Source organism: Streptomyces sp. NPDC046876 (assembly GCF_040645035.1).
Taxonomy (GTDB): domain Bacteria; phylum Actinomycetota; class Actinomycetes; order Streptomycetales; family Streptomycetaceae; genus Streptomyces.
The window spans coordinates 1-14,061 of the sequence record NZ_JBEYXK010000067.1 but is presented as its reverse complement, the minus strand read 5'-3'; the positions used below and the strand labels follow the sequence as shown (position 1 = coordinate 14,061).

The following is a 14,061-nucleotide window of genomic DNA, read 5'->3' as shown; positions in this document are numbered from 1 at the left end:
GTGCCGTCGAAAATGCCTAACGCCGACCCCGAGTGCACTCTCCTGCGCCAAATGGGGGAAGGTAGAGGAAGTCAGGGCACCTCGAAGAAGAGGCACTACGTCGGTGAGGGATGACGTGAGCGACAACTCTGTAGTACTCCGGTACGCGGACGGTGAATACACCTACCCGGTGGTCGAGAGCACCGTCGGTGACCAGGGCTTCGACATCTCGAAGCTGAGGGCCCAGACCGGGCTCGTCACCTTGGACAGCGGCTACGGCAACACCGCCGCCTACAAGTCCGCGATCACCTACCTCGACGGTGAGCAGGGCATCCTGCGCTACCGCGGCTACCCGATCGAGCAGCTGGCGGAGCGCTCGACCTTCATCGAGGTCGCCTACCTGCTGATCAACGGTGAGCTGCCGACCGTCGACCAGCTCGCGTCGTTCCGCAACGAGATCACCCAGCACACGCTGCTGCACGAGGACGTCAAGCGGTTCTACGACGGCTTCCCGCGCGACGCGCACCCGATGGCGATGCTGTCCTCCGTGGTCAGCGCGCTGTCCACGTTCTACCAGGACAGCCACAACCCGTTCGACGAGAAGCAGCGCCACCTCTCGACGATCCGCCTGCTGGCCAAGCTCCCGACGATCGCGGCCTACGCGTACAAGAAGTCGGTCGGCCACCCGGTCGTCTACCCGCGCAACGACCTCGGCTACGTCGAGAACTTCCTGCGCATGACCTTCTCCGTGCCGGCCCAGGAGTACGAGCTCGACCCGGTCGTGGTCTCCGCGCTCGACAAGCTGCTGATCCTGCACGCGGACCACGAGCAGAACTGCTCGACCTCCACCGTCCGCCTGGTCGGCTCCTCGCAGGCGAACATGTTCGCCTCGATCTCCGCCGGCATCTCCGCCCTGTGGGGCCCGCTGCACGGCGGCGCCAACCAGTCCGTCCTGGAGATGCTGGAAGGCATCCAGGCCAACGGCGGCGACGTGGACTCCTTCATCCGCAAGGTGAAGAACAAGGAGGACGGCGTCCGCCTGATGGGCTTCGGCCACCGCGTCTACAAGAGCTTCGACCCGCGCGCGAAGATCATCAAGGCGGCGGCGCACGACGTCCTGTCGGCCCTCGGCAAGTCCGACGAGCTGCTCGACATCGCCCTGAAGCTCGAGGAGCACGCCCTCTCCGACGACTACTTCATCCAGCGCAACCTGTACCCGAACGTGGACTTCTACACGGGTCTGATCTACCGCGCCATGGGCTTCCCGACCGAGATGTTCACCGTGCTCTTCGCGCTCGGCCGCCTGCCCGGCTGGATCGCCCAGTGGCACGAGATGATCAAGGAGCCGGGTTCCCGCATCGGCCGCCCGCGCCAGATCTACACCGGCGTCGTCGAGCGCGACTTCGTCCCGGTCGAGGCCCGCTGACCGTAGCGGCCCCGAGCACGCGAAAAGCGCCCCGCCGTCGATCCCCCCACGGGTCGACGGACGGGGCGCTTTCCTTTTCCCCGGCACCGGATTCCCCCCACGGGATCCGAGCCGGGGCGTCGGCGAGGAGGGCGCGCCGCGCCCTCCGGTTGGGTGTCTGCCGGGACCCGTACGGGTCGGGAGGGCCGCTCAAAGCACCCCGTTGGGCACGCGTCCCGGCCGGCTGATGCCACGGATGTCCCCCAAGACCCCCGCGAACGTCCCCCAAGACGTTCTCGGCATCGCCCCATTAGACCCACTGCAGGGCCCGATGGTTACGTTGCGATCGCTGTGATCTGCGTCTCCTGTGAAGGAAGTGTGCGCAGTGTGAGGAGGGACTCCCCTACCGGAAGGATCGCAACCGCAGGCTGTTGGTGACCACGAAAACAGAGGAGAACGCCATCGCGGCCCCCGCAATCATCGGGTTGAGCAGCCCGGCCGCGGCGAGCGGGAGCGCCGCCACGTTGTAGCCGAAGGCCCAAAACAGGTTGCCCTTGATCGTGGCGAGGGTCCGGCGCGAGAGCCGGATCGCGTCCGCCGCCACCCGCAGGTCGCCCCGTACGAGGGTGAGGTCGCCCGCCTCGATGGCCGCGTCGGTTCCGGTTCCCATGGCCAGGCCCAGGTCGGCCTGGGCCAGCGCCGCTGCGTCGTTGACCCCGTCGCCGACCATGGCGACCGTACGGCCCTGCGCCTGCAGGCGGCGTACGACGTCCACCTTGTCCTGCGGGAGCACCTCGGCGATCACCTCGTCGATCCCCACCTCGCGGGCCACCGTCTCGGCCACGGCCCGGTTGTCGCCGGTCAGCAGGACCGGGGTCAGGCCGAGCGCCCGCAGCCGGGACACGGCCTCGGCGCTGGTCTCCTTGACCGCGTCGGCCACGGTCAGGACGCCGCGGGCCTCCCCGTCCCAGGCGACCAGGACGGCAGTGCTGCCGGCGGCCTCGGCGGCCGCCTTGGCCTCGGCGAGCCCCTCGGGCAGGGCGATCGACCAGTCGGCCAGCAGCTGCTCGCGCCCCACCAGGACGGCGTGCCCGTCGACGACGCCCTGCACGCCGAGCCCGGCGAGGTTGTGGAAGGACTCCGGGACCGGCAGGGAGCCGGCCCGCTCCACGGCCCCGGCGGCGATCGCCCGGGCGATGGGGTGCTCCGAGGCGTGCTCCAGGGAGCCCGCGAGGCGCAGCAGCTCCGCCTCGTCGGTGCCGGGGGCGGTGTGCACGCCGTCCAGCGCCATCCGGCCGGTGGTGACCGTGCCGGTCTTGTCGAGGACGACGGTGTCGACGCGGCGGGTGGACTCCAGGACCTCCGGGCCCTTGATCAGGATGCCGAGCTGGGCGCCCCGCCCGGTGCCGACCATGAGCGCGGTCGGCGTGGCCAGGCCCAGGGCGCAGGGGCAGGCGATGATCAGTACGGCCACGGCGGCGGTGAAGGCGGCGGTGGGGTCGTCGGTGATCAGCAGCCAGGTGACCCAGGTGCCGAACGCCAGGGCCAGGACCACCGGGACGAAGACGCCGGAGATCCGGTCGGCGAGCCGCTGCACCTCGGCCTTGCCGTTCTGCGCCTCCTCGACGAGCCGGGCCATCCGGGCCAGCTGGGTGTCGGCGCCGATCCGGGTGGCCTCGACGACGAGGCGGCCGGAAGCGTTGACGGTGGCCCCGGTGACCGCGTCGCCGACGGCGACCTCGACCGGGACCGACTCGCCGGTCAGCATGGAGGCGTCCACGGCGGAGCTGCCCTCGACGACCGTGCCGTCGGTGGCGATCTTCTCGCCGGGCCGGACGACGAAGCGGTCTCCGACCACGAGGGCGGACACCGGGATGCGCACCTCGCGGCCCTCGCGCAGGACGGCCACGTCCTTGGCGCCGAGCTCCAGCAGCGCCTTCAGCGCGGCGCCCGCCTTCCGCTTGGAGCGGGCCTCGAGGTAGCGGCCGAGCAGGATGAAGCTGACGACGCCGGCGGCGACCTCCAGGTAGATGGCGGAGGAGCCGTCGGTGCGGGAGATGGTGAGGCCGAAGCCGTGCCGCATGCCGGGCATGCCGGCGTGGCCGAAGAACAGGGCCCACAGGGACCAGGCGAAGGCGGCGAGCGTGCCGACCGAGACCAGGGTGTCCATGGTGGCCGCGCCGTGCCGGGCGTTGGTCCAGGCGGCCCGGTGGAAGGGCAGGGCGCCCCAGACCACCACGGGGGCGGCCAGGGTGAGCGAGAGCCACTGCCAGTTGTCGAACTGCAGGGCCGGGACCATCGAGAGCAGGACGACGGGCAGGGCGAGCACGGCGGAGACCAGCAGCCGCTGTCGCAGCGCGGCCGTCTCGGGGTCGCGTACGGGCTCCTGCACCCCGCCCGCACCCGACGGCGGCGAAAGCTCCGGTTCCGGCTGCGGCGGCGGGGGCTCCTCGGCGGTGTAGCCGGTCTTCACCACGGTGGCGATCAGGTCGGCTACCTCGACGCCGGCGCCGTAGGTGACCCGCGCCTTCTCGGTGGCGTAGTTCACCGTGGCGCTGACCCCGTCCATCCGGTTCAGCTTCTTCTCGATGCGGGCCGCGCAGGAGGCGCAGGTCATCCCGCCGATCGCCAGCTCTACCTCGGCGGCGCCGGCGGGGGCCGCCGCCGTGGGGGCCGCCGCTGCCGGGGCCGGCGCCGCTATGGGTCCGTCGTGCGCCGTGCTGCTGCTCGTGCTCATGCTCATGATCCGGCTCCAAGGGGGATCCGGGCCGTACGGGACCAGTATGAGCTGGGGGTACGGCCCGGTTCGGGTGCTGCGTGAGGAGAGGGGGCTCAGGCGGCGAGGCCGGCGAACTCGTAGCCCGCCTCGTCCACGGCGGCGCGGACGTCGTCCTCGGCGAGCGGGGCGGCGGAGACCACGGTGACCTCGCCGGTCGCGGCGACGGCCTTGACCGAGGTGACGCCCGGCAGGGCGGACAGCTCGGTGGTCACCGCACCCTCGCAGTGGCCGCAGGTCATGCCGGTCACGCGGTAGACGGTGGTGGTCTGGGTGTCCGTCTCGGCGGTCATGTCGTTCTCCTCTTCAGGGGTCCGTCCGGGTGCTGCCGGAAGGAGGCTGTCACTCCACCGTCCTCCCGACACTCGGAAGACTATACCCCCTGGGGGTATGAAAGCGAGTGTCTTCGCCCCCTTTTCGGTTTCTCGCGCGGCGGCGCGATCGACGGGCCCGCTCAGTCGAGGTGCCGGCCCCGGTTGCCGGGCCGGTTGGCCACCCAGGTGCGGATCGTGTCGGCGTACCAGTACGGCTTGCCGCCCTCCACGTGGTCGGGGGGCGGCAGCAGCCCGTGCTTGCGGTACGAGCGCACCGAGTCGGGCTGGATGCCGATGTGGGCGGCGATCTCCTTGTACGACCACAGCTGTCCGTCGCTCATCGATGACACCTCCTCGTCCACGTGGCGGGCCGGCCGGGAGGCCGTCGGGGAGCCGGCGCGTGGACCTCAAACGATCAGTCGGGGTGTGCCCGGAGAACGACGGAGTGTGACGGCGTCGGAGGGGGTTGTCGCATGCCTGTGACCCGCAACCCGCGTCACGGCGACATGCGTGACACGAAAGCGACCCCTGTGACGCGAACGGCACAGGGGTCGCAGGGGTCTCAGGTGTCGGCGGGGTTCGGAATCCCGCGGCCGGGCTCCAAGCGGCCGGGAGCGGCTAGTGCTGTGGCCGGAAAGGTTTGCCGGGTCGCGGCGTCCGGTGCGGTGCATCGCAAGGCGGAGGGCCTCGGCTCGTACTGGACGTACCTGCGAGGTCCGACAACGCGGCGAGGTGCCGTGCCTGGGGGCACCTCCCAGCGGTAGCTGGGGGAGCGTCGCGACCCGGTGAACCTTTCCGGTCGCAGCACTAGCGGTACAGGGCCGGCCGCTCCACCAGCTCCACGGCGGTCCGCACCCCGGTGTGCGCCGCCTTCAGCCCCGCCTCGCAGACGGCCGCCGCCGCATAGCCGTCCCAGGCGTCGGGCCCCGCCACCCCGCCCTGCGCGGCCGCGGCCACCCACCGGCGCAGCTGGCGGTCGTACGCATCGGCGAACCGGACGGTGAAGTCCTGCGCGATCGCCTCGTACCGCCGCCCCGCGCTGCGCACGGCCATCGCCGCGCCGCCCCCGATCTCGGCACTCCCGCCCTCGCCGACGGCCTCGCACCGCACCTCGTAGCCGAAGCCGCAGTTGACGAAGATCTCCACGTCGACGAGTGCCCCGCCGGAGGTCTCCAGCAGGACGAACCGGGGATCGCGCAGCCCCTCCGGGGCCGCCGCGCTCGGGGTGGGGGAGAACACCGACACCGCCGTGACCTCCTGCCCCAGCAGCCAGCGGGCCGCGTCGACCTCGTGCACCACCGAATCGCCGATCAGCATGTCGCTGGTGAAGAAGGACGGCGAGGCGGCGTTGCGGTGCCGGCAGTGCAGGAACAGCGGCCGGCCGATGCCGCCCGCATCCAGCAGCCCCTTCAGCTCCTCGTACTCCGCATCGTGGCGCCGCATGAACCCCACCTGCACCAGGCGCCGGCCCAGCCGCTGCTCCGCCTCCAGCACCCGCAGCGCCCCCGCGGTGTCCGGGGTCAGCGGCTTCTCGCACAGCACCGGCAGCCCCCGCTCCAGGGCCTGCCCGATCGCCTCCTCGTGCGCCGGGCCGGGCGAGGCGATCAGTACGGCTTCGACCCCGGGCGCGGCCAGCGCGGCCGCCGCATCCGTGTGGGCCACCGCCCCCTCCAGGCCCGCCGCGACCTCCTTGGCCCTGTCCCCGTCCGGGTCGGCCACGGCCACCACCCGCGCCCCGCCGACCGTCCGCCCGATCCGGCGGGCGTGGTCGGCGCCCATCTTCCCCGCGCCGATGACGGCGATCCCGAGCGTGCTCACGTCGTACTCCTCCTGGGGGTCAGCGGGCGCCGCAGGACCGCAGATAGGCGCGGGTGCGGCGGGCGATGGGCAGCGGCCGGTCGGGCGGACACGGGTACATGTCCTGCTCCACGATCGCGAAGAGGTCCACCCCGAGCCGCTGCGCGGCCGCGAGCACCGGCTCCAGCGCGGGCACCCCCGCCGGCGGCTCGCACATCACCCCCCGGGCCACGGCCGGCCCGAACGGCACCTGTTCGGCGACGACTTCGGCGAGGATCCGCGGGTCGACCTGCTTCAGGTGCAGGTAGCCGATCCGCTCCCCGAAGGTCTCGATGGCCTCGACGCTGTCGCCGCCGCAGTAGGCGTAGTGCCCGGTGTCGAGGCAGAGGGAGACCAGGTCGGGGTCGGTGGCGTCCAGGAAGCGGGCCACGTTCTGCGGGGTGTCGAGGTGCGTGTCGGCGTGCGGGTGGACGACGATCCGCAGCCCGTACCGCTCCCGCACCTCGCGGCCCAGCCGCTCGGTCTGGGCGGTCAGTTCACGCCATTGCGCGGGGCTCAGGGTCCGGTCCTCCAGCACCGCGCCGGTCTTGTCGTCCCGCCAGAAGGAGGGGATGACCACCAGGTGGGCCGCGCCCGTGTCCCGGGCCAGCTCCGCGATCCGCGACACGTGCTCCCAGGTGCCCGCCCAGACCGCGGGCCCGTGATGGAGTCCGGTGAACACGGTGCCGGCACTGACCCGCAGGCCCCGCTTGGCGGTCTCCTCGGCCAGCCGGACCGGATCGGTGGGCAGGTAGCCGTACGGGCCGAGCTCGATCCACTCGTACCCGCAGTCGGCGACCTCGTCGAGGAAACGCTCCCAGGGGGTCTGCAGCGGATCGTCCGGGAACCAGACACCCCAGGAGTCCGGGGCCGAACCGATGCGGATACGGGTCAGCTCGGGCGGGGAGGACCTCATGACGCCACCTTAGGGTGCGAGACGAGCGGGACGAGTGTGACGAGCGGGACGAGTGGGAGGACTTGCCTGTGTTCGACCTGATCACCATGGGACGCATCGGGGTGGATCTCTACCCGCTGAGAACCGGCGTACGGCTGGCCGAGGCGGACACCTTCGGGAAGTTCCTCGGCGGCTCGCCGGCGAACGTGGCCGTCGCGGCGGCCCGCCTCGGCCGCCGCACGGCCCTGATCAGCAAGACCGGCGCCGACCCCTTCGGCGCGTACCTGCGCGCGCAGCTGGGGGAGTTCGGGGTGGACACCCGCTGGCTGGGCGAGGATCCCGACCATCCCACCCCCCTCACCTTCTGCGAGATCTTCCCCCCGGACGACTTCCCCCTGTACTTCTACCGCCTGCCGAAGGCCCCCGACCTGGAGATCCGCGCCGACGAACTGGACCTGGACGCGGTCCGTGGGGCCCGCATCCTGTGGATGACGGGCACCGGCCTGAGCGAGGAGCCGAGCCGGACCGCGACCCTGGCCGCGCTGGAGGCCCGCGCGAAGGCCGGAACCACCGTCTTCGACCTGGACTGGCGCCCGATGCTGTGGCGCGAGGACCCGGCGAAGCACTACGCGGCAGCCCTGTCCCTGGCCACGGTGGCCGTCGGCAACGCGCAGGAGTGCGAGGTCGCAACGGGGGAGTCCGACCCCCGTGCGGCGGCGCGGGCCCTCCTCGCGGCCGGGGTCGAACTGGCCGTGGTCAAGCGGGGCCCCGACGGCGTCCTGGCCGTGCGGCGCGACGGCACGTCGGCGGAGGCCGCCCCGGTCCCGGTGGAGGTCGTCAACGGCCTGGGCGCCGGCGATGCGTTCGGCGGCGCCCTGTGCCACGGCCTCCTGGCGGGCTGGGACCTCCCGCGGATCCTCCGCTACGCGAACGCCGCCGGAGCCATCGTCGCCTCCCGCCTGGCATGCAGCTCGGCGATGCCGTTCGCCGCGGAGATCGAGGAGACCCTGACATGCCGCTGATGACGCCGCACGTCCTTCCGCACGCCCGCCTGCACGTCCTGACCCTGGCGGCGGGGGAGTCGTACACCCACGAGGCGGGCGTCTGCGAGTGGATCGTCCTCCCGCTCCAGGGCCCTGCGGTGGTGGAATGCACCCCGGATTCCGCGTTGGGGGCTCCGCCCCCAAACCCCCGCGCCTCAAACGCCGGCGAGGCTGAAAGTCCAGCCCGTCCGGCGTTTGAGGACCGGGGGGCCGGGGGCGGAGCCCCCGAAGCGGGCGGGCGCGCAGCGCCCGACCACCAGCGGCGGCCGGGGCCGCAAGCCCCGGTTTCGGGGAAGGGCGGGGTGGGGGAGAGCCCCGCAGGGCAGCCGACCACGGTCGGCCCGGTCACCTTCGAACTGCACGGCCGGACCTCCGTCTTCGCCGCGCTCAGCGACTTCGCCTACCTCCCCCGCGCCAGCCGAACCCGCATCACCGCCCCGCAGGGCGGCCGCTTCGCCCTGGCCGGCGCGGCATGCACCCGCACCCTCCCGCCCCGCTACGGACCGGCGAACGAGATCCCGGTGGAACTCCGCGGCGCCGGCCCCTGCTCCCGCCAGGTCAACAACTTCGCGGCCGCGGACGCCTTCCCCTGCGACCGCCTGATCGCGGTGGAGGTGCTGACCCCCGGCGGCAACTGGTCCTCGTACCCGCCCCACAAGCACGACGAGCACCACCCGGGCCGGGAGTCCCGCCTGGAGGAGGTCTACTACTTCGAGATCGCCCCGCACGGGGACACGCCCGGCCTCGGCTACCAGCGTGTCAGCCCGTCCCCGGCCGGGAAGACCGACATCCTCACCGAGGTGAGGACCGGGGACGCGGTGCTCATCCCGGACGGCTGGCACGGCCCGTCCATCGCCGCCCCGGGACACGACATGTACTACCTGAACGTGATGGCCGGCCCCGACCCGAACCGCGAGTGGCTGATCCGCGACCACCCCGACCACCACTGGATCCGCACCACCTGGCCCACCCAGCCGGTGGACCCCAGACTCCCGTTCTACGACCAGGCACACCACCAGCACCAACACCAGCACCACGACCCGAAGGACGGCCCCCGATGAGGCACACGACGCGGCTCACGGTCGCCCAGGCCCTCATCCGCTTCCTGGCCCGCCAGTACACCGAGCGCGACGGCCGCCGCCACCGCCTGATCGCCGCGACCTGGGGGATCTTCGGCCACGGCAACGTCGCCGGCATCGGCCAGGCCCTCCTGGAGACCGGCCGGGCCGACATGCCGTTCCTCCAGGGCCGCAACGAGCAGGCGATGGTGCACGCCGCCGTCGGCTTCGCCCGCCAGAGCGGCCGGCTCTCCGCGCACGCCGTCACCACCTCCATCGGCCCCGGCGCCACCAACCTGGTCACCGGCGCGGCCCTCGCCACCATCAACCGGATCCCCGTCCTCCTGCTGCCCGGCGACGCCTTCGCCACCCGGCCCGCCGACCCCGTCCTGCAGCAGCTGGAGGTGCCGTACGCGGGCGACGTCTCCGTCAACGACACGCTCCGGCCGGTCTCCCGCCACTTCGACCGGATCACCCGCCCCGAGGCCCTGATCCCGGCGGCCCTCCAGGCCATGCGGGTGCTCGCCGACCCGGTGCAGACGGGGGCGGTGACCCTGGCCCTGCCGCAGGACGTACAGGCGGAGGCGTACGACTGGCCGGAGGAGTTCTTCGCCGAGCGCGTCTGGGGCATCCGCCGGCCCCGCCCGGACCGGGACGAGCTCGCCCACGCCGCCGAGGCGGTACGCGCGGCGACCCGCCCCCTCGTCATCGCCGGCGGCGGCATCCGGCACAGCGGGGCCCAGGCCGCCCTGGCGGCGTTCGCCGAGTCCACCGGCATCCCCGTCGCCTCCACCCAGGCGGGCAAAGGCTCCCTCCCGTACGACCACCCCGCCGACGTCGGCGGCATCGGGCACACCGGCACCGCCACCGCCGACGGGCTGGCCCGCGGCGCCGACCTGGTGGTCGCCGCCGGGACCCGGCTGACGGACTTCACCACCGCCTCCGCGACCCTGTTCCAGAACCCGGCGGTCCGGTTCATCGGCCTCAACCTCGACCCGTACGACGCCCACAAACTGGCCGCCCGCCCGCTGGTCGCCGATGCCCGCGAGACGCTGGAGGAGCTCCGCACCGCCCTCGCCGGGCACCGGGTCGATCCCGCGTACGAGGCGGCGTACCGGCGGGCCAAGGCCGGCTGGGAGGAGCGGGTCGACCGCGCCTACGCCGTCGCCCGCGAGGAGGAGGACGAGCCGCCCACCCAGGCGCAGCTGCTCGGCCTGCTGGACGGCCTGGTCGACGCCGGCGACATCCTGATCAACGCGGCCGGCTCGCTCCCCGGCGACCTGCACAAGCTGTGGCGCTCCCGCTCGGCCGACCAGTACCACGTGGAGTACGGGTACTCCTGCATGGGCTACGAGATCCCCGCCGCCCTCGGCACCGCCCTCGCCGCCCCGGACCGGCCCGTGTGGGCGCTGGTCGGCGACGGGACGTACCTGATGAACCCCACCGAGATCGTCACCGCCGTGCAGGAGGGCGTCCCGATCAAGGTGGTGATCGTGGACAACCACGGCTACGCCTCCATCGGCGGCCTGTCGGGGGCCGTGGGCGGGGAGGGCTTCGGGACCGCGTACCGCTTCCGGGCGGGCGACGGCTCGTACACCGGACCGCCCCTGCCCGTGGACCTGGCGGCCAACGCGGCCTCCCTCGGGATGGCCGTGATCCGCACCCGCACCGTCGGTGACCTGCGCAAAGCCCTGGCGGAGGCGCGGGAGGCGGACCGTCCCACATGTGTCTACGCACAGACCCGAACACCCGACACTGTGTCGGGCCCACCCCCGGCACAGGCGTGGTGGGATGTTCCTGTGGCCGAGACCGCGACCCGTACGGCTGCGGTCGGGGCCCGCGAGGAGTACGACCGGCAAGCCGCTCAGCGACGTCGCCATCTGTGAAGGAGCAAAGGCAATGAAGACCGTCAACCACTGGATCGGTGGCAAGACCGTCGAGGGCGCGTCGGGCAACTACGGCCCGGTCACCGATCCGGCCACCGGTGAGGTCACCACGCAGGTCGCCCTCGCCTCCGCCGACGAGGTCGACGCGGCGGTGCAGGTCGCCAAGGAGGCGTACCTGACCTGGGGCCAGTCCTCGCTGGCGGCCCGCACCAAGGTGCTCTTCGCCTACCGTGCGCTGCTGGACGCGAACCGCGACGCCATCGCCGAGCTGATCACCGCCGAGCACGGCAAGGTGCACTCGGACGCGCTGGGCGAGGTCGCGCGCGGCCTGGAGATCGTCGAGCTGGCCTGCGGGATCACCACCCAGCTCAAGGGCGAGCTGTCGACGTCGGTGTCGAACCGCGTGGACGTGGCCGCCATCCGCCAGCCGCTGGGCGTGGTCGCGGGCATCACCCCGTTCAACTTCCCGGCGATGGTCCCGATGTGGATGTTCCCGCTGGCCATCGCCTGCGGCAACACCTTCGTCCTCAAGCCGAGCGAGAAGGACCCCTCCGCCGCCAACAAGCTGGCCGAGCTGGCCACCGAGGCCGGGCTGCCGGCCGGCGTGCTGAACGTGGTGCACGGCGACAAGGTCGCCGTCGACGCCCTGCTCTCCCACCCGGACGTCGCGGCCGTGTCCTTCGTCGGCTCCACCCCGATCGCCCGCCACATCCACACCACCGCCTCCGCGAACGGCAAGCGCGTCCAGGCGCTGGGCGGCGCCAAGAACCACATGCTGGTGCTGCCGGACGCCGACCTGGACGCCGCCGCCGACGCGGCCGTCTCGGCGGCCTACGGCTCGGCCGGCGAGCGCTGCATGGCGATCTCCGCCGTCGTCGCGGTCGGCGCGATCGGCGACGCCCTCGTCGAGAAGATCCGCGAGCGCGCCGAGAAGATCAAGATCGGCCCCGGCAACGACCCGACGTCCGAGATGGGCCCGCTGATCACCGCCGCCCACCGCGACAAGGTCGCCTCGTACGTCAAGGGCGCCGCCGACCAGGGCGCGGAGGTCGTCCTGGACGGCACCGGCTACACGGTCGACGGCCACGAGAACGGCCACTGGATCGGCCTGTCCCTGCTCGACCACGTCAAGACCGACTCCGACGCCTACCGCGACGAGATCTTCGGCCCGGTCCTGTGCGTGCTGCGCGCCGAGACCTACGAGGAGGGCGTCGCCCTCATCAACGCCTCGCCGTTCGGCAACGGCACGGCGATCTTCACCCGCGACGGCGGCGCCGCCCGCCGCTTCCAGCTGGAGATCGAGGCGGGCATGGTCGGCGTGAACGTGCCGATCCCGGTGCCGGTGGGCTACCACTCCTTCGGCGGCTGGAAGGACTCGCTCTTCGGCGACCACCACATCTACGGCAACGACGGCATCCACTTCTACACCCGGGGCAAGGTCGTCACGACCCGCTGGCCGGACCCGTCGGAGGACCACGCGGGCGTGGACCTGGGCTTCCCCCGCAACCACTGACCCCCCCGCGGCACCCCCTGAGAACCAGCGACCCCCGGCCCACCCTCACCGGCCGGGGGTTCGCCGTGTCCGGGCCCTGCCGGAGCGGGGTGCGCGGCCGGGTCAGCGGGTCGGGGCCAGGTCCGCAGTGGCCTCGTCGTGGTCGGTGCCCGGGTCCGAGGTGGTGGCCGTGCGCCGGCGGCGGCGCACGGCCAGGGCGGCGAGGGCGGCTGCCGTGAGGAGCAGGAGGGCGGCGAGGGCCGCCCAGGGGACTGCGAGGAAGGTCGTCTCGGACCGGGTCGCCAGGTCGGGGTAGGCCGTTGCGGTCGCCGAGACCCGCACGGTGACGCGATCCAGCTGCGGGGCGTCCGGCCACGGCTCGGCCAGCTCGATCCGCTGGCCCGGCAGCAGCACCACCTTCTGCTCGCGGGCCGGCCGGTCCAGCACCGTACGGCCGAACAACCCCTCGGCCCGCACCGCCACCTTCGGCTCGAGCACCACGTTGCCGCGGTTGACCAGCGCGTACGACACCGTGGCGCGGGCCGTTCCGATCCACGGCAGCATCGGCGCCGACCGGCTGACCTCCACGTCCTCCACGCTGAGTCCCGGCGCGAGCGGCCCCGGCACCCGCACGTACAGCCGGGCGCCGACCTGCCGCTTCACCCCGACCTGGACCTTGCCCTCCTGTCGGATGCCCTCCACAGCGGTGTTGAGGGCGACGATCCCGCCGACGTGGTCGCCGGGAGTGGCGTCCGCGGGCACCTTCACGGTGAAGGGGATGTCCGTACGGCCCTTGGGCGGCACCGTCACCGTGGACGCGGCCTGCGGCCCCAGCGCGGTCCACGCCCCCACCCCGACGGGCTTGCGCTCCACCGGGAGCAGGGCGAACGCGCCGCCCGCCGGGGTGTTCACGGCGTCGGTGGCGAAAACCTGGAACGTCAGCTCCCGGTCGGAGGAATTCAGGATCGTCACGCTGTCGGTGACGGTGGTCCCGGCCGCGCCCTGGTGGAAGAAGTACGCCCGGTCCGTCATCGCGGCGCCCGCGGCGGGCGTGGGGAACACCGCCCAGGTGCCGTTGTCCGCGGCCGCGGCCGGGGCGGCCGGCGCGAGCAGCGCCGCCACGAGGAGGAGCAGGGCGAGGAGCGGGCCGTACGCAGGCGTGCGGGTGCGGAGGCGGGAGCGCATGGGCGGTTCTCCAGTCGGCGCGGGTGAGGGGGAGCGGCAGCGGGAGCGGGCGCAGGCGCGGCGGAACGGCGAGGGGTGGTGCTGGGGGGGGGGGGGCGGGGGGCGGGCCCGGGGGTGGGGCGGGCCGGGGCGGCGGGGCAGGGGGAGAGCTTCTAACGCACAGGAAGGGGGGTGTTTGTGACTATATATGGA

The 14,061-nt window shown here is 72.9% G+C and carries 11 protein-coding genes; 5 read left to right on the top strand and 6 right to left on the bottom strand.

What is annotated here, in order from left to right; translation table 11 throughout:
• Positions 1-115 precede the first annotated feature (115 nt).
• The gene (locus tag ABZ924_RS27360; RefSeq protein WP_361915118.1) at positions 116-1,405 is read left to right on the top strand and encodes a citrate synthase; all 1,290 of its coding nucleotides are present in this window, start codon (positions 116-118) and stop codon (positions 1,403-1,405) included.
• A 382-nt stretch (positions 1,406-1,787) separates the two neighbouring features.
• Here ABZ924_RS27360 and ABZ924_RS27355 read toward each other — a convergent pair whose 3' ends face one another.
• The 5 genes from ABZ924_RS27355 to ABZ924_RS27335 form a co-directional block, all read right to left on the bottom strand.
• A complete protein-coding gene (locus tag ABZ924_RS27355) occupies positions 1,788-4,127 on the bottom strand; it encodes a heavy metal translocating P-type ATPase (protein WP_361915115.1) in 2,340 nt (779 codons plus the stop codon).
• 89 nt (positions 4,128-4,216) lie between these two features.
• Complete coding sequence (locus tag ABZ924_RS27350; RefSeq protein ID WP_361915112.1) at positions 4,217-4,453, bottom strand: heavy-metal-associated domain-containing protein; 237 nt, start codon at positions 4,451-4,453, stop codon at positions 4,217-4,219.
• A gap of 161 nt (positions 4,454-4,614) precedes the next feature.
• Positions 4,615-4,815: a MerR family transcriptional regulator gene (locus tag ABZ924_RS27345; RefSeq protein WP_361915109.1), complete on the bottom strand. Its 201-nt coding sequence runs from the start codon at positions 4,813-4,815 to the stop codon at positions 4,615-4,617.
• A gap of 466 nt (positions 4,816-5,281) precedes the next feature.
• Positions 5,282-6,292 carry a Gfo/Idh/MocA family oxidoreductase gene (locus ABZ924_RS27340; RefSeq protein ID WP_361915106.1) on the bottom strand — a complete coding sequence of 337 codons (1,011 nt, stop codon included), beginning with the start codon at positions 6,290-6,292 and terminating at the stop codon, positions 5,282-5,284.
• A 19-nt stretch (positions 6,293-6,311) separates the two neighbouring features.
• Complete coding sequence (locus ABZ924_RS27335; RefSeq protein ID WP_361915103.1) at positions 6,312-7,226, bottom strand: sugar phosphate isomerase/epimerase; 915 nt, start codon at positions 7,224-7,226, stop codon at positions 6,312-6,314.
• A gap of 62 nt (positions 7,227-7,288) precedes the next feature.
• Between ABZ924_RS27335 and iolC the strand changes: the two genes are divergently transcribed.
• From iolC to ABZ924_RS27315, 4 genes are read left to right on the top strand one after another with little or no spacing between them, the layout of a single operon-like run.
• Positions 7,289-8,227 (top strand): 5-dehydro-2-deoxygluconokinase, encoded by a 939-nt coding sequence (gene iolC / locus ABZ924_RS27330; RefSeq protein WP_361915100.1) that lies wholly within the window; start codon positions 7,289-7,291, stop codon positions 8,225-8,227.
• Positions 8,227-9,309, top strand: a complete 1,083-nt coding sequence (iolB, locus tag ABZ924_RS27325; RefSeq protein WP_361915174.1) for a 5-deoxy-glucuronate isomerase — start codon at positions 8,227-8,229, stop codon at positions 9,307-9,309. The genes iolC and iolB overlap by 1 nt, the downstream gene beginning before the upstream one ends.
• Positions 9,306-11,192: a 3D-(3,5/4)-trihydroxycyclohexane-1,2-dione acylhydrolase (decyclizing) gene (gene iolD, locus ABZ924_RS27320; RefSeq protein WP_361915097.1), complete on the top strand. Its 1,887-nt coding sequence runs from the start codon at positions 9,306-9,308 to the stop codon at positions 11,190-11,192. Before iolB ends, iolD begins: the two co-directional genes overlap by 4 nt.
• Before the next feature lie 13 nt (positions 11,193-11,205).
• Positions 11,206-12,705, top strand: a complete 1,500-nt coding sequence (locus ABZ924_RS27315) for a CoA-acylating methylmalonate-semialdehyde dehydrogenase (protein WP_361915094.1) — start codon at positions 11,206-11,208, stop codon at positions 12,703-12,705.
• Between the two features lie 102 nt (positions 12,706-12,807).
• On the opposite strand, the gene ABZ924_RS27310 is transcribed toward ABZ924_RS27315, so the two are convergent.
• Entirely contained in the window at positions 12,808-13,869 is a 1,062-nt protein-coding gene (locus tag ABZ924_RS27310) for a DUF916 domain-containing protein (protein WP_361915092.1), read from the bottom strand.
• Positions 13,870-14,061 lie beyond the last annotated feature (192 nt).